19 protein-coding genes and 1 tRNA gene are annotated in these 20,954 nt (G+C 63.7%); 16 read left to right on the top strand and 4 right to left on the bottom strand.

The features are described from left to right. Nucleotides 1-2: 2 nt before the first annotated feature. The 12 genes from QRQ56_RS02800 (at nt 3) to QRQ56_RS02745 (ending at nt 13,898) form a co-directional block, all read left to right on the top strand. Nucleotides 3-1,109 (top strand): DegT/DnrJ/EryC1/StrS family aminotransferase, encoded by a 1,107-nt coding sequence (locus QRQ56_RS02800; protein WP_438737517.1) that lies wholly within the window; start codon nt 3-5, stop codon nt 1,107-1,109. Continuing rightward, the gene (locus tag QRQ56_RS02795) at nt 1,099-2,217 is read left to right on the top strand and encodes a DegT/DnrJ/EryC1/StrS family aminotransferase (RefSeq protein WP_438737516.1); all 1,119 of its coding nucleotides are present in this window, start codon (nt 1,099-1,101) and stop codon (nt 2,215-2,217) included. The genes QRQ56_RS02800 and QRQ56_RS02795 overlap by 11 nt, the downstream gene beginning before the upstream one ends. After that, nucleotides 2,214-3,020, top strand: coding sequence for a sporadic carbohydrate cluster 2OG-Fe(II) oxygenase (locus QRQ56_RS02790; RefSeq protein ID WP_438737514.1), 807 nt, complete (start codon nt 2,214-2,216; stop codon nt 3,018-3,020). Before QRQ56_RS02795 ends, QRQ56_RS02790 begins: the two co-directional genes overlap by 4 nt. Then, entirely contained in the window at nt 3,013-3,405 is a 393-nt protein-coding gene (locus QRQ56_RS02785) for an LIC12192 family sporadic carbohydrate cluster protein (RefSeq protein ID WP_438737512.1), read from the top strand. Before QRQ56_RS02790 ends, QRQ56_RS02785 begins: the two co-directional genes overlap by 8 nt. Nucleotides 3,406-3,430: 25 nt before the next feature. Beyond that, nucleotides 3,431-4,096 carry a class I SAM-dependent methyltransferase gene (locus tag QRQ56_RS02780; RefSeq protein ID WP_438737511.1) on the top strand — a complete coding sequence of 222 codons (666 nt, stop codon included), beginning with the start codon at nt 3,431-3,433 and terminating at the stop codon, nt 4,094-4,096. Next, complete coding sequence (locus tag QRQ56_RS02775; RefSeq protein WP_438737510.1) at nt 4,074-4,652, top strand: WbuC family cupin fold metalloprotein; 579 nt, start codon at nt 4,074-4,076, stop codon at nt 4,650-4,652. Before QRQ56_RS02780 ends, QRQ56_RS02775 begins: the two co-directional genes overlap by 23 nt. Before the next feature lie 60 nt (nt 4,653-4,712). Then, a complete protein-coding gene (locus QRQ56_RS02770; protein WP_438737508.1) occupies nt 4,713-5,690 on the top strand; it encodes a lysylphosphatidylglycerol synthase transmembrane domain-containing protein in 978 nt (325 codons plus the stop codon). A 28-nt stretch (nt 5,691-5,718) separates the two neighbouring features. Further along, complete coding sequence (locus tag QRQ56_RS02765) at nt 5,719-7,983, top strand: hypothetical protein (RefSeq protein ID WP_438737506.1); 2,265 nt, start codon at nt 5,719-5,721, stop codon at nt 7,981-7,983. Nucleotides 7,984-8,032: 49 nt separating this feature from the next. Beyond that, nucleotides 8,033-10,279 carry a hypothetical protein gene (locus tag QRQ56_RS02760; protein ID WP_438737505.1) on the top strand — a complete coding sequence of 749 codons (2,247 nt, stop codon included), beginning with the start codon at nt 8,033-8,035 and terminating at the stop codon, nt 10,277-10,279. Nucleotides 10,280-10,446: 167 nt separating this feature from the next. After that, a complete protein-coding gene (locus tag QRQ56_RS02755; protein WP_438737504.1) occupies nt 10,447-11,664 on the top strand; it encodes a class I SAM-dependent methyltransferase in 1,218 nt (405 codons plus the stop codon). Continuing rightward, nucleotides 11,657-12,850 carry a class I SAM-dependent methyltransferase gene (locus QRQ56_RS02750; RefSeq protein WP_438737502.1) on the top strand — a complete coding sequence of 398 codons (1,194 nt, stop codon included), beginning with the start codon at nt 11,657-11,659 and terminating at the stop codon, nt 12,848-12,850. The genes QRQ56_RS02755 and QRQ56_RS02750 overlap by 8 nt, the downstream gene beginning before the upstream one ends. A 13-nt stretch (nt 12,851-12,863) precedes the next feature. Next, nucleotides 12,864-13,898 carry a Gfo/Idh/MocA family protein gene (locus tag QRQ56_RS02745; RefSeq protein WP_438737501.1) on the top strand — a complete coding sequence of 345 codons (1,035 nt, stop codon included), beginning with the start codon at nt 12,864-12,866 and terminating at the stop codon, nt 13,896-13,898. On the opposite strand, the gene QRQ56_RS02740 is transcribed toward QRQ56_RS02745, so the two are convergent. After that, a complete protein-coding gene (locus tag QRQ56_RS02740) occupies nt 13,888-15,543 on the bottom strand; it encodes a hypothetical protein (protein ID WP_438737499.1) in 1,656 nt (551 codons plus the stop codon). The two genes, QRQ56_RS02745 and QRQ56_RS02740, sit on opposite strands and share 11 nt — an antisense overlap. A gap of 162 nt (nt 15,544-15,705) precedes the next feature. On the opposite strand from QRQ56_RS02740, the gene QRQ56_RS02735 reads away from it, so the two are divergent. The 3 genes from QRQ56_RS02735 (at nt 15,706) to QRQ56_RS02725 (ending at nt 17,634) form a co-directional block, all read left to right on the top strand. Continuing rightward, a complete protein-coding gene (locus QRQ56_RS02735) occupies nt 15,706-16,212 on the top strand; it encodes a hypothetical protein (protein ID WP_438737498.1) in 507 nt (168 codons plus the stop codon). A 9-nt stretch (nt 16,213-16,221) separates the two neighbouring features. After that, a complete protein-coding gene (locus QRQ56_RS02730) occupies nt 16,222-16,728 on the top strand; it encodes a hypothetical protein (protein WP_438737497.1) in 507 nt (168 codons plus the stop codon). Nucleotides 16,729-16,872: 144 nt separating this feature from the next. Further along, nucleotides 16,873-17,634, top strand: a complete 762-nt coding sequence (locus tag QRQ56_RS02725; RefSeq protein ID WP_438737496.1) for a glycosyltransferase family 2 protein — start codon at nt 16,873-16,875, stop codon at nt 17,632-17,634. 120 nt (nt 17,635-17,754) lie between these two features. Here QRQ56_RS02725 and QRQ56_RS02720 read toward each other — a convergent pair. Together QRQ56_RS02720 and QRQ56_RS02715 are read right to left on the bottom strand one after the other, a co-directional pair. Then, nucleotides 17,755-17,830, bottom strand: a tRNA-Trp gene (locus QRQ56_RS02720). Nucleotides 17,831-17,928: 98 nt separating this feature from the next. Then, entirely contained in the window at nt 17,929-18,639 is a 711-nt protein-coding gene (locus QRQ56_RS02715; protein ID WP_438737495.1) for a DUF6778 family protein, read from the bottom strand. 102 nt (nt 18,640-18,741) lie between these two features. Here QRQ56_RS02715 and QRQ56_RS02710 point away from each other — a divergent pair, with 102 nt between their 5' ends. Further along, the gene (locus QRQ56_RS02710; protein ID WP_438737494.1) at nt 18,742-19,965 is read left to right on the top strand and encodes a serine hydrolase domain-containing protein; all 1,224 of its coding nucleotides are present in this window, start codon (nt 18,742-18,744) and stop codon (nt 19,963-19,965) included. Nucleotides 19,966-20,117: 152 nt separating this feature from the next. Here QRQ56_RS02710 and QRQ56_RS02705 read toward each other — a convergent pair whose 3' ends face one another. Further along, nucleotides 20,118-20,885, bottom strand: coding sequence for an SDR family NAD(P)-dependent oxidoreductase (locus tag QRQ56_RS02705; RefSeq protein WP_438737493.1), 768 nt, complete (start codon nt 20,883-20,885; stop codon nt 20,118-20,120). Nucleotides 20,886-20,954 lie beyond the last annotated feature (69 nt).

Below are 20,954 nucleotides of genomic sequence, written 5' to 3'. Positions count from 1 at the left end.
ACATGTACGACGTTCGATATTCCTACCTGCTCGAGCAATTCTCCGACCCCGCGCCGATCCTGGCCGAGATCGGCCGGCTGGTTGCGACCGGTGACTTCACCCTTGGCAAGCCCGTCGCCGAATTCGAGAAGCGCTTCGCCGAACTGATCGGCGTGCGTCACGCCATCGGCGTCGGATCAGGCACCGATGCGCTCAAGCTGCCGCTCAAGGCGCTCGGCATCGGCCATGGCGACGAGGTCATCACCGCCGCCAACACCTTCATCGCCACCGTCGGCGCGATCGCCGAGACCGGCGCAACGCCCGTGCTGGTCGACTGCGACGATTCCTTCTGCATGAACGTCGACCAGGTCGAGGCCGCGATCACGAAAAAGACCAAGGCCATCATGCCGGTCCAGTTGACCGGCGAGGTCACCGACATGGGCAAGCTGATGCCGATCGCAAAGCGCCACAATTTGCCCGTCGTCGAGGATTCCTGCCAGGGCATCCTGTCGGAGTTTGCCGGCAAGCGCTCCGGCACCCACGGCATCGCCGCCGGCTTCTCGCTGCATCCGCTCAAGAACCTCAACGTCTGGGGCGATGCCGGCGTCGTTGTCACCAACGACGACGGCATGAACGAGAAGCTTCGCCTCATCCGCAATCACGGCATGAAGAACCGCGACGAGATCTCGATCCTCGGCTGCAATTCGCGACTCGATTCCTTGCAGGCCGTCGTCGGCAATTGGCTGATCGGCCAGACCGGCGAGATCACGCGTCGCCGGATCGAGAACGCGGCCTATTACGACAAGGGCCTGGCCGGCCTGCCCGGCCTGCGCGTTCCGACGCGCCGTCCCAACGTGAAGCACGTCTACCATCTCTACATGGTGTTCGCCGAGCGCCGCGACGAGCTCTACCAGTACTGCCTGGACAACGGCATCGAGGCCAAGATCCACTATCCGATCCCGCTGTATCAGCAGGAAGGCCTCAGGCATCTCGGCTACGCGCCCGGCACCTTCCCGGTCACCGATCGCCACGCCAAGGAAGTCATCAGCTTCCCCGTCGACCAGCATCTGACGCGCGCGCAGCAGGATCGCGTCATCGAGACCGTCGGGAAGTTCTGCCATGGACGCTGACACCGGCCGCCGGCGCATCGGTTACGTCAATCTTCCCGCGCAGTTCGAGGAAGAGCGCGCCGAGATCATGCAGGCGGTCGAGGGCGTGTTCCAGCGCGCCGACTTCATCGGCGGCGCGGCGGTCGGAAAGCTCGAGGAAGAGCTGTCCGCCTATCTCGGCTCACCCCATGTGGTGACGCTGAATTCCGGCACCGACGCGCTGATCCTCGCCCTGCGGGCGCTCGACATCGGTCCCGGCGACGAGGTCATCACCCCGCCGAACTCGTTCGTGGCATCCACCGCCGCGGTCGTCGCGGTTGGCGCCACGCCGGTCTTTGCCGACGTGCTGCCGGACCAGAACATCGATCCCGCCGCGGTCGAAGCCGCGGTCACGCCGCGCACCAAGGCGATCATGCCGGTGCACCTGACTGGCCGCATGGCCGACATGGGCCCGCTGATGGCGATCGCCGAAAAGCACGCGCTCGCGGTGATCGAGGACAGCGCTCAGGCCATCGGCTCGACCTATGACGGCCGCATGAGCGGCACCATCGGCACGTTCGGCTGCTTCTCCGCCCACCCCTTGAAGAATCTCAATGCCGCCGGCGATGCCGGCTTCCTCGTCACCGGCGACGCCGGGATGGCCGCGCGCATTCGCCGGCTGCGTAATCACGGCCTGATCAATCGCAGCGACGTCCAGGAATGGGGCATCGTGTCGCGGCTCGACACGCTGCAGGCCGAGGTGCTTCGCATTCGCCTGCGCCACCTGCCCTCGGTGATCGAGCGCCGGCGCCGCAACGCCGCGCAATACCGCGCCGAGCTCGAAGGGCTGCCGCTGTTCATTCCGCCCTGCCGCAACATCGAGTTCAACACCTTCCACACCTTCGTGGTGCAGACTGACCGCCGCAACGACTTCCAGAAATATCTGGCCGACAAGGGCATCGAGACCGCCATCCACTATCCGGTGCCGATCCACCTGCAGCCGGCGGCGGCGCATCTCGGACAGGGCCGCGGCGCGTTCCCGGTGACGGAACGGCAAGCGGACCAGATCCTCACGCTCCCCATCAACCAGTTCCTGTCGGCCGCCGATATCAGCTATATCTGCGCGACCGCCCGGGAGTATTTTGCATGACGGATACCGACTTCCTTCAGGCCGATGAGCAGGCGCTGGCGCAGCGCTTCATCGACAACGGCTTCGTCACCACGCCGGCCGACGACCGCGCGGGCCTCGACCGCATCCAGCGGCGCGCCGCCGAGCTTGCGGCGGACTATCTGAAGCTTCCGCACAGCAACGATCCCTATGCGATGCTCGACAGCATCCATACGCGGGTGAGCGTGGACGATCTCAACGGTCTTCGTCTGCACGTCTTCAACGGCCTCAACGCCGAGCCCTGGTTCCGGCCAACCTATTTCCGCCTGGCGCGCTCGACGATCGAGATCATCGTCGGCAACGAGCTTTGCATGCAGCGCCGCGTCAATCTCAGCATCCAGATGCCCGGCGACGATTCCTCGCTGCTCGCCACCCATTCCGACGTCTGGTCGGGCGACTCGCCGTTCGAGGTCGTGGTGTGGGTGCCGCTGGTGGATGTCCATCACACCAAGGCGATGTATCTGCTGCCGCCGTCGCTGAACGGCGACATGCAGGACAAGATGGCCGACTTGCGCAGCGCCGAGGAGCTGTACAAGACCATCAAGCCGCACGCGACCTTCATCGAGATCCCCTACGGTCACGTGATGCTGTTCAACCAGACCTTGATGCACGGCAATCGCGTCAACGAGGAGCCCGGCACGCGCTGGAGCATGAACTGCCGGTTCAAGAGCATCATGTCACCCTACGCGGACAAGCGCTTCGGCGAGTTCTTCGAGCCGATCCTGCTGCGCCCGGCAACGCGCGTCGGCATGCAATACAAGCTGCCGGGAGGCTTCCATGGCTGAGCGAGCCGGCCATCGCGGCTATATCGGCGCCCGCCCCCTGAACGGCAGCCGCACCCCGCAGCACGTCCAGAACATCGTGATCCGCGACTACGCACGGCGCAAGAACCTGCAATTCCTGCTCAGCGCCGTCGAGCACATCATGCCCGGCAGCTACATGGTGCTCGAGGACATCATGGACGAGCTGCCGCGCCTGAATGGCCTGATCCTCTACAGCATCTTCATGCTGCCGCCCGACGAGGCACGGCGACGGGAGATCTACGACCGCGTCCTGCGCGAGGGCTGCGACATGCACGCGGCCGTCGAGGACATCACGCTGTCCTCGCAGAAGGACATCCAGGCCGTCGAGGACATCCTGCTGGTCAATCAATACGCCACCATCCTGTGACGACGTCGCGGACCGGTTGGGCCCCATGAGCGAGATCAACCTGCTCCAACCGATGCACGCCTCGACCAGGCGCAACTACGTTCAGCGCGTGGTCGAGCACGACAAGGCGGAATCGGCGACCGTCGCGCGGCAATGGGGACGCGACTATTGGGACGGCGACCGGCGCTACGGCTATGGCGGCTATCGCTATGACGGACGCTGGCGCCCCCTCGCACAGACCCTGATCGATCGCTACGGCATCAAGCCGGGCATGAGCGTGCTCGACGTCGGCTGCGGCAAGGGCTATCTGCTCTACGAATTCAGCCAGCTCGTCCCTGACCTGACGATCGCCGGCATCGACATCTCCGACTACGGCATCGCCAACGCCAAGGAGGAGGTGCGGCCGCAGCTAAAGGTCGGCAGCGCCGTCGCGCTGCCCTACCCCGACCACAGCTTCGACCTCGTGGTGTCGCTCGGCGTGCTGCACAATCTGCCGCTCGAAGACGTCTTCCGCGCGGTGCGTGAGATCGAACGCGTCGGACGCGGCACCTCGAAATATCTGATGGTGGAATCGTTCCGCAACGAGCGCGAGAAGGCGAACCTCCTCTATTGGCAGCTGACCTGCCTGAGCTTCCACGGCCCGGAAACCTGGGCGTGGATCTACGACCAATGCGGCTATCGGGGCGATCATGGGTTCATCTTCTTCGAATGAGGCAACGGGCCTGCACCGGCCGACCTCGCTGCGCGCGCAGAATCCCGAGGTCTATTATTCCGACGACGCCATCGTCACCGCCGATGACGCCACGATCGCGGAGCTGAAGCACATCGCCGCCGGCAATCCGCGCCTGCGTAGCCGGCTGTGCACGCACCCCGATCCCGCATCCGGCCTGCACGAGATGCTGATCGTGCATCACCGCGAGGCCTATGTCCGGCCCCACAAGCATCTCGGCAAGCCTGAATCGTTTCACGTGATCGAGGGCACCGCGCAGGTCATCATCTTCGAGGACGACGGCCGCATTCGCGAGGTGCTCGAGATGGCGCCCTACGGCCAGGGCAAGCGCTGCTACTACCGCATGCCGGAGAAGGTCTTCCACTCGATCCTGATCACCTCGGAGTGGCTGGTGTTCCACGAAACCACCGCCGGGCCGTTCGATCCCTCGCGCACGGCTTTTCCGGACTGGGCCCCCGATGGCAACGATGCCGCCGAGGTCGAGGACTACGTCACGAGGACCGGCGCGCTCGCCGCGGAGAGTCTGGCGCGAAAATAGACTCCTCCCCTATCGGTGCCTAAGGATCCCGCCGCGAATGATCGAGGACGACACCAGCCGATGAAGCAGCCTGCAAAAGCCCTGGTTACTCTGGCCAAGTTCGCCGTCTCGATCGGCATCCTCGTATTGTTGTTTCGGACACAAGATTTGTCGTCCCTGCAAGCCGATCTGCTTGCAGTCAAACTGCACCTGCTGGCACTCGCGGTGCTGCTGCTGTTTGTCCAGACCTTCGTGCTTTGCCACCGCTGGATTTTGATCCTCCGCGCCATGAATGTACCCCTGGATTGGCTGCACGGCTGGCGTATTCTCATGGTCAGCACCTTTTTCAACCAGGTGCTGCCCGCAGGCGGCGACGCAGTCCGGATTTGGATGCTGCGACGGCACGGCGTGCAATGGTCCCCAACCATCAGCAGCATCGTGGCCGATCGCTTTCTTGCGCTGCTCGCGCTCGGTGCGGTCATATTGGCTGGAATGCCGTTCCTGCTGCAAAGGATCAGCGACAAATCACTCCTGTACGCGATCGTCGTCGTTCTCGTCATTGCGAGTTTCGGCCTGATCGCCCTACTCATGCTGGATCGCTGGCCCGCTCGCATCATCGCCGCTCTGCCGGCTCGCATCGTGCAATTCGCGATGCTGGTCAGGGCCCCGTTGGCGGCCAAAGGGCGCGGAACACTAATGACCGCCGCCATTATGATCCATCTGATCACGGTCGCGGCCTGTTATTTCATTGCGATCGGGCTCGATGCACCTCTCGCCGCGCGTGATGCCTTCGTTCTTGTTCCACTCGTCATTCTGTCGTCCGCGGTTCCCATCTCGATCGGAGGATGGGGTGTGCGAGAAGGCGCAATGGTCGCCGCGCTTGGCCTCGCCGGGATCGCATCCGACAAGGCGCTTGCCATATCAGTTTTGCTCGGCCTTGGCGGCGTGATCGTCGGACTGTTTGGAGGGTTGGTATGGCTGATCGCGCCCGAGCGCGCCAGCTTCAGCCCGGACGAGGCGCGGGCCACGGCCGAGCGAGCGGACGCCGCGCCGGTTTGACATGGCTAACACTGGACAAGATCAGACGGTGACGGCTGCCGCGGTGGGCTTACGCAGCCTCGCCGCGACATGGTCGTGGCGCGTGCTCGTGCTTGCGCCAGCCGCTCTTTCCATTTGGTGCCTGAACCGTGACGGCACGTACCGAGCACTGCTCTTTGATGGTGGCTGGACAACGCGATTCTACGTCCTCGCCTGGATCGTCCTGACGCCGTATCTCGGCTGGTTCATCATGGCGACCGGGCGCCTGACGTTCTCTCTGATCAGGAACGAAGACGCCCAACGAGTGGACGAATTCTTCGTCGGAGCGGCCACACTCTTATTGGTGGGACTTGGTCTCGGCGCTCTATCCATGCTGTATCCGCAAATCGTGCTCGGGCTCGCGGTCGCAGCTCTTGTATGGGATACCAGGAGCTTCAAGCCGCGAACGTTCGCGGTGACTTTCCCTTTGATTGCAATGTCGCTGCTGGGAATTGGCTTTCTGGCAATCGTGTTCCTCGATCACGCCGTCATCCCCGACGTCGTTTCGACCGACGTCCAACAGCTCTACGCCCCGTATCTTGCAGAAGTTGCGAGAAATCGCAGCATCTGGCTTGCGGCTGACAATCCCATCTTTTCCGACTTCGAAATCGGTCACGGCAACGGGCTGCATCTGTTGCTGGCGACGTTCCTGCCGCCCCATGTCGCCCAGATCGTTTCGTTTCTCTACTTCGTCGGGATCGGCGCGGTCATTTTCGAACTCGCGCGTACGCTGGTACCCTTGCAAACACTTGGCCGCCGGTGGGAATACACTGCGCCTTCAATTGCGCTCGGTCTTGCGATCCTCGCTCTGGCGTCGGACCCCGGTCCCCAGATCATGGAATTCGGAAAGTACCACCTCCAAACCGCAGCGCTCCTTCTTTACTTTCTCCTGATCATCGCTCGACCTTCGAAAGGCCAGGACAAGCTCTCCGCCGGCCTCAGCGGCTTCGCTCTCGCCGCTTCCTATCCCTTGTACGCGGCCTTTGCCTTTCTAACTTCGGCCGTGGGAATGTTCACCAAGGCGATTCAACGAGACTCGCAAGGATTAGCCAAGAGTATGGCGCTTGGGTCGGGCGCGCTCGGAGGATGCATACTCGCTTTCGGAGTGAACTATCTCTACCTGGGAATTCCTGCGACCAACCCCTATTCGATCTTCCGGCACATCGCGTCAACGGAGCATTTCTCGCGGTTCGGCAGCCTCGATATCCTTGATTATTTCGTGCTGTCTCAATCGATCGGCGTGGATGACTTTTCCATCGACGGAGGACTGTTGGTCGCGATGAGGCAGATCAAGGCGATCATTCGAAGCGCCGCTCTTCTCGCCATGACATCGTGCGCTATCGCTTTCGTAGACTCGAAATTGTTTCCCGATCGTTCTTGCCGATCGAGATCATGGCCGCCGCTCAACGCAGCAGCACCGTTCATCCTCATCGCGTACCTCGCCACGGTTCGATTTCTCGACGCAACGTTGAAAATCCCCAGCCTGATAAGATTGTCCATTCATGTCCACGTCCTGACCCCGCTTGTGGTCATCGCAATCGCCTTCGGGGCGCTGACAATCGTGCGGCGGTGGGCACCGACATGGTTCACCGGTCGCGCTGCTCCGCGCCTGGCATTCCTGGCGCTCTTTGGCGCCTGCGCATGGACGGTTTATTCGTTTCCATGGCAGAGCTTCAAAAGCGACGGCGCGATCCGTTTCGCGATGGGGCGTCCCCTCGATCAAATGCCTCGTGTCAGCCTGAACTGGCGACGCTGTGACGAGTTGCAGCAATCGACAGGCTCTGAGCGCATTCTGCCGCTCAACGGCTATCGCGCAATGGTGCCCTGCTACTTTTCGCCCCTCCTGACGCGAGGCAAGATCATTCATACTTACGAGAGCGATGTCGCGCGCGATTTCAAGAAGATCGCTCTGGGGACGGCCGATACCGCTGAGGCCAGGCTTCGCGCGTTGGGGGTAAATCTCTTTTATGTTCAGAAGGCGAATTGCGATTTCTGGCTGAATGGGTTCTCCGACCTCTTTCAGAGAGATGAGTTGGCGAAACGTTTTGCCGTCCGCGCCGACACCCCTGACTATTGGCTGTTGACGTGGAAGAATGACGACCAGTCATTGAGTCCGGCGGCCGAGGCGGGAATCTCCGAACTAAGAACGAGATCAAAGGATATCTACCGGGGGGCTTACGGCGTGGAACCGTTTGAAGTGGTCAAGCACCATCTGTCATTCGACCGCAAGCGCGCTGATCCCGCGGGTCTCGATCAATTGTCCACATGCCGCTGAGGTGTTGCTGAATTGACGAGGGAAGGCGATCCTTCGCGGAGAAGTCCACATGCGCTTCGCTAAACGCCGGCGTTGGAGCAACGCGCACTGGCAAGCTGGCGCGCGCGCCAGCTTGATGACAGCTCCATTCCTCCTCGCCGCGCTGGGCCTGCTGGTGAGGGTTCCTCCCGACGTCCAGTTCTTCAGCGGCGGTTCGTTGGTCGCGTGGAACAGCTTCTGTCTCGCCGTCCTCGCCCCCTACATCGTCCTCGCTTTCATCGGAATGGGGACCTTGCTCGTTAATCCGTTTTCCGGCGAAGGCGACGACCTCGACGCGGCTGATCTGCTCGTGCTGCAATTTTTCGGCGGCGCCGCTCTGAGCATTTTCATCGGCGTTTGCCTCGGCGCCGCCGGATTGCTCTTCCCATGGATCACCATTCCACTCCTGGCGAGCATCATCGCCTGGAACTTTGCCCGGCACCTGACCCAGCGATCCCGTGGCCGCTGGGCACCATCAACGGCCGCCGAATGGCTCCTGGTTGGACTCCTCGCTTTGTCCGCTCTTGTACTTATGCTCGTGAAGGGCATCGTGCTCGACGAAACCCGCGGCGATATCCCACAACTGTATCTGCCACTCCTTGCTGACCTGCAGAACCGACACAGTCTCTGGCTCGACCCCGAACAACCAAAGCTGTTCTGGTTTTTGCTCGGTCGTGGCCACGGAGCCGACATGCTGCTTGTAAGCTTCGGTGGTCCGACGGCTCATCAAGTCCTCTCCGTTGTTTATCTGTTGTCCATCGCGGCGTTGGTCCATCGCATCGCGGCGCGGCTGACGACGGGGTGGGTATTGCCCGGCTGTGCGGCGCTGATCGCAATGTGGTCGAGCTTTATCGGCGTGGAGACTGGGCGCTTCCACTATGAAACGGGCGCCTTCCTCCTGTTTGTATGTTGGGCTGGACTGCTCTATGCCACTACAAAGGTCCGTGTGATCTTCCGCGCCTTGCTGCCGGCCGTTATGTCCATCGCGATCATGGTCGCCCAGGCCGCAATCATCGCCACAGCATTCTTGATGGCGGCGGCCGCCGCCGGCTGGTTCGCCTACGGCCGTCGCGGCATCGTGCGGCCGCTGGCAGTGGCGGCAATCGGCCTGGGAACAGCCGCTCTTAGCCTCCTGGTCAACCAGCTTTATCTCGGCATCGCCGAGGTCAATCCGATCGGCGTGTTCATGCCGCTCATCAACGTAGAGCGGTTCCGTCAAATCTCGAGCTTGGATCTGATGGTCTACGTGAACAACGCGCAGGGCATCAACTATGCGGGATTTTCCCTGCTCGACGTCGTAGCCGCTTTGCGTCGCTTTTGGACAGTGCTCTCCAACCTGTTCGTCGCGCCGCACTTCTGGGCGTACCCGGCATTCATTGTCGCATGCGCCGTCTTGCCCGGCGTGCAGCGACCACAGGAGAATGGGCCCTTCGCCGTCGGTCTTGGTCTATCTCTGCTCGCCGTGGTTGGCCTCATCACTCTCACTTCACATGGAAGTCTGGAGCGCATGCTGGCTTTCCGATCGGTCGCAACTCCTCTGATTGCAATTTCGTTGATAGTGCCCCTTGCCGGCCTCTTTCGACAGTATCGGTTGCAAGACCGCTTCGTCTCTCTGCCTTCTGCGGTAATTGCGGTCTGTTTGGCGGCCCTGGTTGCAGCTGTTGTAGCTCGGTCGCAGGGCGAGATAACTCGGGCGCGCGCCAAGGGGGCTTTGGCATATGTCACCGGTCGCATTGGCTTGGTTGACACCGCCCCATCCTTTGCTGATCTCGACCCGCACCGCTGCCTGGAGGTCTCACGCCACGTTCCATCCGGCTGGCGCATTCTGCCCGTCAATTCCGCTTTGCGTTTTCTGCCGACCTGCGCCGAATCCCCTCTCCTGCCATCCGGCCGGGTGGTCGATACCCTGCATCCGGTGTTCCTGCCGGACTATGGAGACGTTTTGCTCGGCCCACCCCAACTCAGCATTGCCGCGCTGCGCGGGCGCGATGTGAACGCCTTTTACATCGAGAGCAACAGGCTGGATTTCTGGGCGCACGGCCAGAGTCCACTGTTTGATACGCATAGCATACAACGCAACCTAGACGTGCTCCACGTCGGAGCTGATTACATATTGCTGACGTGGAAGGGTCTTGGAGTCCAGATCGACGACGCACAGGTTGCAGCCATTACGGAGTTGCGGAACCGCAGTCGCGTGTCCCGCGGAAGCAAGGAATATTGGGATGGTATCGCAGCACTTCAGGCATGGCGGTCCCAACAAGACTCAATCCGGAAGTGAGCACTTACAAGCGCGTCCCCCTCTGCGATGCTCGCCGACGGTGTGCAACCCAACTTATCAATTGAGGTGCACGCTGAGGCCCTATATAGCCGTATCCCGGGCGACCAGCCGCGGGCCGCGATGGCTCGGGACGCCGATTTCAATCTGTCCTGCAAAGAGTTAAAGCCGTGACTGACCATTGCCGCCTTTGCCATTCGACCAACCTGCGTCCGGTCATCGACCTCGGACTGATGCCGATCGCGCATCGGCTTCGGCATAGCCGAAACGAGCAGGACGAACGCTTTCCGTTCGAGGTGCTGGCCTGCGGCGAATGCGGCCTGCCCCAGATCGTGAAACCGATCGACCCCGACATTCTCTATCGCCAGTTCAACTACAATTTCAGCAGCTGGAAGCCGGAGCCGCACCAGGTCGACGAGCTCGATACCATCGCGAAATTCTCGAAGCACGAGTCGGTGTTCGAGATCGGATGCAATGACGGCCTGTTCATGGACCGGCTGCGCGAGCGCGGCACCAAGGTCATGGTCGGCGTCGAGCCCAATCCGGTGTCGGGCAAGATCGCCCGCGAGCGCGGCATCAAGGTCTATGCCGACATGCTCAGCCCGGAGATGGCACACGATGCTGTCGCTCAGTCCGGCAAGTTCGACCTCGTCATTTCGCGCCAGGTGCTCGAACACATCGTCGATTTCGAGAACTTCTTCGCCTGCGTGAAGATCGCGCTGAAGGACGACGGGCTGCTGTTCATCGACGTGCCCGATTTCGCGCCGGGCTCGGCAGAGGGAGACCTCTCGGTGCTCTGGGAAGAGCATGTCAGCTATTTCACCGAGCCGACCCTGGTCGCGCTGCTCGCGCGCCACGGCTTCGAGGCCGTGTCGGTGAAGAAATACAATTTCAGCGGTGGCAGTCTCGCGATCGCCGCCCGCCGTGCCGCGGGCCCGGTGACGGTGCCGCCCGCCCCGGCCGGTGTCGGCGAGAAATTCGGTCAGCGCGCACGTGAGTACGGCGCGCGTCTCCGCCCGATCCTCGCCAAGGCCCGCGCCAACGGCTCTGAGATCGCCATCTACGGCGCCGGCTGCCGCGCCTGCACCTTCACCAATGCGCACGAGCTGGCCGATCTCGTCGACCTCTCGGTGGACGACCAGAAGGAGCGCCAGGGCCTGTTCCTGCCCGGCACCGGCATTCCGATCCGTTCGCCCGAGGACCTCGCCGCCAAGTCGGGTCCGCTCGTCTGCCTTCTCGCCGTGAACGAGGAGAACGAGGCCAAGGTCAGCAGCCGGCTGCGCGAGAGCGTGAAGCGCCCGCTGCAGATCGTTTCGATCTTCGCGCCGAACGATATCTGGAGCGAGCTCGATCGTCTCGAAGCGGCGCTAAGGTCGCAGCATGGCTGAGGACAAGCTCTTCAACTATTACGAACGTCAGGATGTCCTCCCGACGTTCGGGAATTTCAAGTCGTCCGCCGAGCTCGAGGCCTACGCCACCCAGCGGCGCGAACTGTTTTCGGACAAGCTGGCGCTGCCGACCCGCCTGTTTCGCGCAGCCGAGGTGCTCGAATTCGGTCCCGATTCCGGCGAGAACGCGCTGGTGTTTGCCGGCTGGGGCGCCAACATGACCCTCGCCGAGCCGAACCGGCTGGCGCACCCGAAGATCGAAGCCTACTTCGCGCATTTCGGCCTCACCGAGCGGCTCCGCGAGCTCGCCTTGGCCGACGTCGAGGGCTTCCGCAGCGATCGCCGTTTCGACCTCATCGATGCCGAGGGCTTCATTTACACGGTGCAGCCGAGCGACAAATGGCTCGGCATCTTCCACCGCCTGCTCAATCCCGACGGATACGCCGTCGTGTCCTATTACGAGCGCTATGGCGGCTTCTTCGAGCTCGCGCTCAAGGCGATCCATGCGGCCGGCAAGGCCCTGACGGGCCGCGCGCCGCTCGACACGGCGAAAACGCTGTTCGAGGCGAAGTGGAACAGCATCCCGCACACCCGCAGCTTCGAATCCTGGCTGATGGACGTGCTGGAGAATCCCTTCGTCCGGCATCGCTACTTCCTCGACGCCGCGGCGCTGTGCACGGCGGCACACGGACAGGGCTTCGACATCCATTCGGCCTGGCCCGCCTATCGCGACAGCCTGGACATCTACTGGCACAAGAAGGTGCTGTCCGGTGACGACAAGCTGAACCGCGCCACGCGCCATCTCGACCGCAGCCGCCTGAGCTTCCTCGGCGGCCGAAAGCTCTACCTGGTCGGCAAGTCCGATGCCGTGAAGGCGATCTCGGCATCGATCGAGGCGCTGGTCCTCGACGTCGACGGCATGATCGACGATCCCCTCGGCGCGAGCCTGCCGCGCGTGGTCGCGGGCCTTGCCTCCCTGCGGGAGACGATCCGCACGACGGACATTCTCGCCGACGATGGCGCCGACATCGATGCCATCATCGCCACGCTCGACAGTTTCCATCGCATCTTTGCCGCGATCAGCCAGCGCGACGCGGCCGCGGTCACCGCCCTCACCCAGTCGGATCCGGCATTCATCAACACATGGGGACAGCCGGCGCATTTCCTCGTGATCCGGAAGCGCTAAGGGATCATCGCCAGTGAGGCCAGGCATTGGCATCATCGGAACGGGCATGGTCGGCCAGATGTGCCACCTCGCCAATTTCGCTGCCAATCCGGCCTGCGACGTCGTCGCGATCGCCGATCTCAGGCCGGACCTCGCCGCCGCCGCGGCACAGAAATTCGGCATTCCCCGGGTCTACGGCTCGCACCGGGAGTTGCTCGCGGACAGCGCGGTGTCCGCGGTCGTCGTCGTGACCAAGCGGCGTGCCACCGGTCCGATCGTGCTGGACGCGCTGAACAGCGGCCGTCACGTGCTGTCGGAAAAGCCGATGGCCTACACGACGGCGCAGGCCGTTACGCTGGTCGAAGCCGCGCGGCGGCAAGATCGCGTCTACAGCATCGGCTACATGAAGCGTCACGATGCCGGCGTGGCGCGCGCGCTGCAGGTGCTGACGCGCTTGCGCCAGGACCAGTCGCTCGGGCGTATCGTCAGCGCCAAGGGCTGGTGCTTCGGCGGCGACACCGGCCGCTCGCAGGACAATTTCGTGATGACCGGCGAAGCGCGGCCGGACGGGCTTGAGCTGTGGCAGGACGGTCCCGACTGGATGCCGCGCGCGATGCGCCCCGGCTACGATAATTTTCTGAACGTGTTCAGCCATATCATCAATCTGTCGCGCTACCTGCTCGGCGCCTCGCCGACACTCGCCGACAGCACGGTCGAGGATTCCGGCGCCGGGCGCATCACCCTCGATTTCGACGGCATCGCCTGCGCGCTGGATCTCGTCAACGGGTCGGACGGTGCCTGGCGCGAGGGACTGACGATCGCGTTCGAGCGCGGCACGATGACGCTGCAATTGCCCCCGCCCTTCGCCGCGCAGGAAGCGGTGGTCATTGTCGAGCACGATGGTCAAAGCACGCAGCTGACGGGAGAGACGAGCTGGGCGTTCCGGCGCCAGGCCGACGCTTTCGTTGCCGATGTCGCCGCGCGCGGCGCGCCGCTGGCGTCGGGGGCGGATTCGGTCACCGACATCACGCTGGCGGAAGCGGTCTGGCAGCGCCGCTTTAGCGGCTAGGCGCGGCCTCCGTCCCGAGCGGCAGGACACCCGCGATCGGCCCGAGCGTGATCGTCACCTGCGCAAGCCCAGCCAGAAACTCCGCGACATCGCAGCGCGCCAGCAACCGGCACGCATAGTATTTCCGCACCAAGGTGTGGTTCGGGGCGGCTCCCGGGCCCGGCTGGAACGAGATCGTGGCCTGCGGCCCCGACGGATCGAAATGATGGAACGCGCTTCCCGGCGCCTTCCGCGCCTCGTCCATGCCCCGCAGGATGTCGGGCCGCTCGGCGCGCAGTGCGAAGCCGAAGAACGGCTGGTTACCCCAGGCAAGGCGAAGCATGCCGGTGACCTCGGCGAGGCCGAACGCCACGTGCCGGGACGGGTAATCGACAAAACCGTCGTCGAGCGCATAGACCGTCGCCGCGGGCTGGGGCCGGCCGGCAAGATTTTGCGTCAGGGCCTCCTGCTTCAGCGTTCTCGCCTGCATGAAGACGTAGTCGCTCCACAGCATGCCGATCGACACGATCAGGCCCGATCCGAACACGACCGCAAAGGCGATGCCTGGGCTGGTCCAGCGTTCGATCAGCCGCTTGAACGCGAGAAACGTCAGCGCCGACGGCACGCCGAGCATCAGCAGATGGCGGCTCTCGTAGAAATGCGTGGACGACGGCCGCAGGCCGGCGATCAGATAGGGCGACGACAATGCGAGAAACAAGACCACGGCGAGCACGAGCGGCAGCAGGATCGCGAGCCTTGATGCCGCCGGCTTCGTCTCCGAACGCTGCAGCAGCAGCACGGCAATGCCGACCAGCACCGCCGCCAGGATGAAGATCGTCGGCACCGTGATCGCCGCGCGCGCCGCATGAGCCAGGACGTCCCGGTAGCCGGTGACGAAGAATGCCCACCATCCCCTCGCCAATTCGCCGAGGGTGGGGAAATGCGCATCATAATGCTGCGCGTAGACGCCGATCCGCTTGAACCAGATGTTGAGCGAGCCCCAATAGATCAGCGGCAGCACCATCAATTCCGGATAGCCGAGCGCGCAGCGCCAGGATGCGAGCCATGTGCGGCGAATGAAGCCGTCGGCCGCGTTCCCGGCCCGCCATATCGCAACGAAGAGCCCGAGCACGACGAAGGCGTAGAGCACGATGGTCGAGTTGAGCGCGAAGCCCAGCAGGAACACGAGCGCACAGGCCACGCGAAGCAGCACGCGCCGCAGACCTCGCGCGCCGAAGGCCAGCGTCAACAGCCACGCACCGGTGAACAGCAGGCCGAAGCTGAAGACGTAGACTGCATTCGCCTTGCCCGCCCAGAGCTGATAGCCGGGATAGGTCCAGACGATCAGTGCCAGACCGACCGCCTCGGCGCGGTCGAGCAGACCGAGACGCGTTGCGGTCAGCGCGAGCGACGTGGCGCCGAGGACAATGCCGGCAATCGCCAGCGAGACCATCACGGCGACGGGCGCGCCGGTCCAGTTCGCGAACGTGTCGTAGCTGTAGAAGATCGGATGACCGGCGCCGTTCAGCAGGAAATCGATGTCGATGAAATAGTCCGGACGCGGCTTGAGCACCAGCCAATCGTCCATGAAGAGACCGTCGTTCAGGAGCATCGGTGCATGCGCAGCCAACAACACGACGAGGAGGACGATTATCGCACGCAGCAATGGAGATATCTCGGAGGGAGGAACGGCATCGCCGACAAGGATTCGCACGCCCGGTTGAGGTCCGCAAGGGCCGGACGACCGGCTCCCTTGACCGGAAAAATGCGACCTCCTATAGACTCACGCATTGGCTGGGCCTGACAGCGTCCGGGGCGATTTTCCGCAATGAACATGCTACCGGGCCCCGCGCAGGCCGCAGCGATCGGTCTCAGTGTCGCGCTGCCGCTGGTGCTGCTGTGCTACGCGCGCATCCCCGCCACCGGCGGATCCGGCCGCCGCTTCCGGCTCGGCTGCGTCACCATGCTGGCCCTCTACGCGATCGCCTGTCTCGCGCTCCCCGGTCAGCGCCATGTCGACGACGTGCTTGCCGGCCTGTTCCTGCTGGCGACCGCGATGATGTTTTTCTACATCCTGTTCAGCCTGCTCGCCTGGGGCTTCACGCTGACGCTGCTCACGGCCCTCGTGAAGGCCGGCCGTCCCCTCACTTGGGAGCAATGGGCCGTGGCCTACATGCAGGGCGGCGATCTCGGCACCTTCACGCACAACCGCCTGAAGCTGCTGGTCGGCGCAGGGATGGTGGTCACGGCAGACGGCAAGCTGGCCCCGACGAACAAGGGCCTAGCCGTCGCGCGTCTCGTCAAGCTCGTTCGTCTGTCGACCGGTCTTGGGTGAGTGGCCACGATGTCCTTCCTGATCGGACTGCTCGCCGCCATCGCTTTCGCCCTGCTCTCGCCTGCCTTGCAGCTCATGGCCCGCGCGCGCGGCTGGACGGTCGGAGCCGTGACTCTGCTCGCGATCGCCGCGATCATCACCCATGCGCTCGGCGTTGTGCTCGGGATCCTCGTCGTCCCGCAATTCCAATATTGGGACGCCGCGTCGATCTTCGGTTTTTGCGTCATGGGTTACGTCTTCGCTTTTGGCGCAGTGTATAAATCCGTGTCCCTGGACATTCTGCTGGGCCTCTTCGACCGGCAGGAGCAGACGGCGCCGCTCTCGGAAATCGTCGACCGGCAGGTTCCAGATCTGTTCCGGGGGCGAATTCAGAACCTCGTCGAGGGCGGCCTGGTCGAGCCGCTCGATTCCCGTTTCGACGCAACGGCCGCGGGCCGCACTATGGCGGACCGCGTCGGGCGGCTGCGCCAGGCCTTTGGCATCGGCGACACCAGCCTTTACGACTTTTCCGATTAGTTGCGGGGAACACACACTCCCCCGGTTTCATGGCATTTGTGCAGGTCATATCTGCAGGCCGCTTATTGTTCGCCCGGCTCAGATGACCTAGAGTTGCAGCAGGGTTCCACCAGTAAATGAGTGGCCGGCAACGGGCGGCATAAGATGACACCTTCAAAGGCGGCAAAACGGCTGACGATCGTCATTCCTGCGCTGAACGAGCAGGACAAGATCGCCGATACCATCGGTGGCGTGCTGCCGCTCGCCCGCGAGCTGCTCGATGACTTCGAGATCTTCCTGATCGACGACGGCAGCACCGATGGCACCGGCGCGATCATGGACGAGTTCGCGGCCGGCGAGCCGCGCATAACGGTGCAGCACAACGCCGAGCGGCGCGGTGTCGGCGCGGGCTTCGAATATGCCCTTTCGCGCGCGAAATTCGATGCCATCACGCTCATTCCCGGCGATCACGCCTTTCAGAACGAGGGTGTTGCCCGCATGTTCAAGGCGGCGGGCGCCGCCGACCTCGTCATCACCTATCGCGACAACCAGTCGGACCGCTCCGTCAACCGCTCGCTGCAGTCGCATTCGCTGCGGTTCATCCTGAATTGCCTGTTCGGCTTCTGGCTGTCCGACTACCACAGCATGATCGTCTACCCCGTGAAATGGCTGCGCCAGATCGCGGTCAAGGCCGACGGCTATGGCTATCAGATCTGCGCGCTGATCTCGCTGCTCCAGCTCGGCCTGACCTACGTCCAGGTCCCCGTGAGCCTGAACGCGGAGCTGAAGGGCTCCTCGCGCGCGCTGCGGCTGCACACCTATTTCGAGCTCGGCGGCACCATCGTCTCGCTGCTGCGCCGCGTTCCGATCCGGAACGTCGATCTAAGCCAGATTCCAGACGATGCGGAGCGGGCCCCGGCGCGCTAAGGCGCCGCCTGGCCTGCCGACCCCAAGGACATCAAGCGGAAGGGCTCGCGCGCGGCGATTCGCCCCGCGGGACGCCTCGTCCCTATCCTGCCAACATCTGACTTAAGTGACTGATTTTGCTGGCAGGAGTGGCAGGGCTCGAACCTGCGACCCCCGGTTTTGGAGACCGGTGCTCTACCAATTGAGCTACACTCCTACAGACCCTGCGTCGCCGCTTCGGATCAGGGCCGCTTTCAAGCACAGGCGACGGCCGGTTTGCAAGAGCGAAGCGAGCGGCCATGCGCGGACTTCGCCCTAGACCCCATCTTTCAGCAGCCAGTTCCGGTAAATCTCCCCGTAGCGCACGCTCACCTTGTCGACCGGGGTTGGCCCCGCGCTATTGTCGATAGCGGCCTGCATCGCCGCCCCGACGATGCCCTGCCCGGTATAGAGCGATGCGTTCAGCTCGGGATAGGCGATGATCAGCGCGCCGGTTCGGGCGTCGACGAGATTGGCGTCCGCGATCATGCCGCGATGGCCGCCGATCACGATACGCTGGATGGCCGACGGGAACAGCAAGCTCTTCACGCGGATGTCGAGCCGCACCGGCCGCGTGCCCGCCAGCCGAGCGGCCAGGACCTGCTCGACGCCGGCCTTGATCCGCGGCGTCAGCAGGCCCTGCACGAAAGCCTTGACCTCCGGGGTCTCGGCCATCGTTGCCGCCTGTTCCGGACTGACCGCCTTCGCCTCCGCATAGGCGCGGAGACCGTCGTCCCACTGGATGTGGGCGTCCGGTGCAAAACTGACAGCGACTCCGGTCAGCTTCATGCTGGCGACGTCGTTCGGCGACAGGGAATTATTGGCGGTGACGCAGCCCGCAAGCACAAGCAACCCGCCCAGCGCGGCGATGCGCGCGAGCCCCAGCAACACTTTCAATGAACGCCCCCGTCCCCGCAGTCCAGTTTCAGCCCGCACCAGAGATAGGATGTCCCATCCGCGTCTGTCTACCCCGAATTGTAATTCCATGTACCCCGATCCAGATGTCCCCGCGCCGAATGCATCTGTTCTTTGCGGGGCTTCTGAGCGACACTTTCCCGGTCAACCAAGAACAAGAGCCCGGGAGCCCCCATGAACGCCCAAGCCGCCACCAAAGCCGCCGCGACGCCGCTGACCCCGCCTCTGCCGGAAGGCCGCCCCGAGACGCTCGGACTGTCTCGGCCGCGCCTGCAGGCCATGTCGGACGCCTTCAAGCGCGAGATCGACAAGGGAACCGTCCCCGGGGTTACGGTCCTGGTCGCGCGGCGCGGCCAGGTCGGCTGGTTCGAGGCGCTCGGCCGGCAGAGCCCGGCGGCGACCGCGCCGATGGCGCAGGATTCGATCTTCCGGATCTTCTCGATGACCAAGCCGATCGTCTCGGTCGCCATCATGGCGCTGGTCGAAGACGGCCACCTCCTGCTCAGCGACCCGGTCGCAAAATTCATCCCGGAGTTCGCGAGCCAGCAGGTCGGCATCGTCAAGGGCGGCAAGCTGGAGCTGGTGCCGCCGACACGGCCGATGACCGTGCAGGATCTGCTGCGCCACACCTCGGGTCTCACCTACGAGCACCAGGGCGACGGCCCCGTGCACAAGCTCTATCAGGACTCCCGCGTCCGCAGCCGCAAGATCACCAACGCCGAGCATGCCGCATTGGTGGCGAGCTTCCCGCTGGTCTGCCAGCCCGGCGCGGAGTTCAACTACAGCCGCTCCACCGACATCCTCGGCCGCATCATCGAGATCGCCAGCGGCAAGTCGCTCGGCGCCTTCCTCACCGAGCGCGTGCTCGCGCCGCTGCAGATGAGCGAGACCGGCTTCTCGACGTCAGAGGCCAATGCGGGCAGGCTCGCCGAGCCGTTCGCGGCCGATCCCTGGACCGGCGACAAGGTCGCGCTCTTCAATATGCTGGAGCAGCCGGTGATGGAGTCCGGCGGCGGCGGCCTGGTCTCGACCACCATGGATTACGCCCGCTTCTGCCTGATGCTGCGCAATTGCGGCACGCTCGACGGCAACAGGATCATCGGCCGCAAGACGCTGGAGCTGATGGCATCAGATCATCTCGGGCCGCAGGTCCAGACCAACGGCACCCTGCTGTCGCCTGGACACGGCTTCGGTCTCGGCTTCGCCGTCCGCCGCGAGGCCGGTATCGCGCCGTTCCCGGGCAGCGTCGGCAACTATTTCTGGAGCGGCATTGCCGGCACGTTCTTCTGGATCGATCCGAAGGAGGATTTGTTCGTGGTGTTCATGAGCCAGGGCCCCGGACAGCGCGACTACACGCGCACGCTGGTGCGGGATCTGGTTTACGCGGCGGTGGAGTGAGGCGGCGCTCTCGTGCCCCGGACGCGCTGCAACGCCCTTAGCGTTGCTGCGCAGAGCCGGGGCCCATGTCTCCACGATCTCACTCTTGGCGTTCTGGGTCCCGGCTCTGCGGAGCAGCACTTCGTGCTGCGCCGCGTCCGGGACACGCGAGATCAGCTGATCGTCGCGCCGCCGTCGATCACCATGGTCTGGCCGGTCATGAAGTCGCCGGCCGCCGAGCCCAGGAACACCGCTGCGCCCGCGATCTCGTCGGGGATGCCGATGCGCAGCAGCGGCGAGCGCGCGGTCGAGGCTTTCAGGTTCTCCGGATTGTCCCACAGCGCCTTGGCGAAATCGGTCTTGATCAGGCCGGGCGCGATGCAGTTCACGCGGATGTTGTGCTTGCCGTATTCGCAAGCGAGGTTGCGCGCGAGCTGCATGTCGGCGGCTTTCGAGATCGCGTAAGCGCCGAGGATGGTCGAGCCCTTGAGGCCGCCGATCGAGGAGACGATGATGACCGAGCCGTCCTTGCGCTCGATCATCTGCGGCACCACCATCGAGATCAGCCAGTTGTTGGCGACGATGTTGTTGTCCAGGATCTTCCTGAACTGATCGTCGGAGATGCCGGCGAGCGGACCGTAATACGGGTTCGAGGCGGCGTTGCAGACCAGCACGTCGATCTTGCCGAAGGCGCGGTTGCTCTCGTCGACGAGGTTCTGCAGATTCTCCTTCGAGGAGATGTTCGCGGCGATCGCGACCGCCGTGCCCTTGCCGAACTTGTCGTTGATGCCCTTCGCCACCTGCTCGCAGACGTCGGCCTTGCGCGAGGAGATCACGACCTTGGCGCCGTGCTCGGCCATGCGCTCGGCGATCGCAAGCCCGATGCCGCGCGTCGAGCCGGTGATGACGGCAACTTTGCCCTTCATGTCGAACAAGGTCATGTTTCTCTCCCCTATTGATCTTCGTATTCGATGTCACTCCGGGGCGGTCCGCAGGACCGAACCCGGAAT

Origin of the sequence: Bradyrhizobium sp. U531 (assembly GCF_051710265.1) — a bacterium.
Lineage (GTDB): Bacteria > Pseudomonadota > Alphaproteobacteria > Rhizobiales > Xanthobacteraceae > Bradyrhizobium.
Note: the sequence above shows the minus strand (reverse complement) of the source record. Positions and strands in the feature narration are given on the sequence as shown.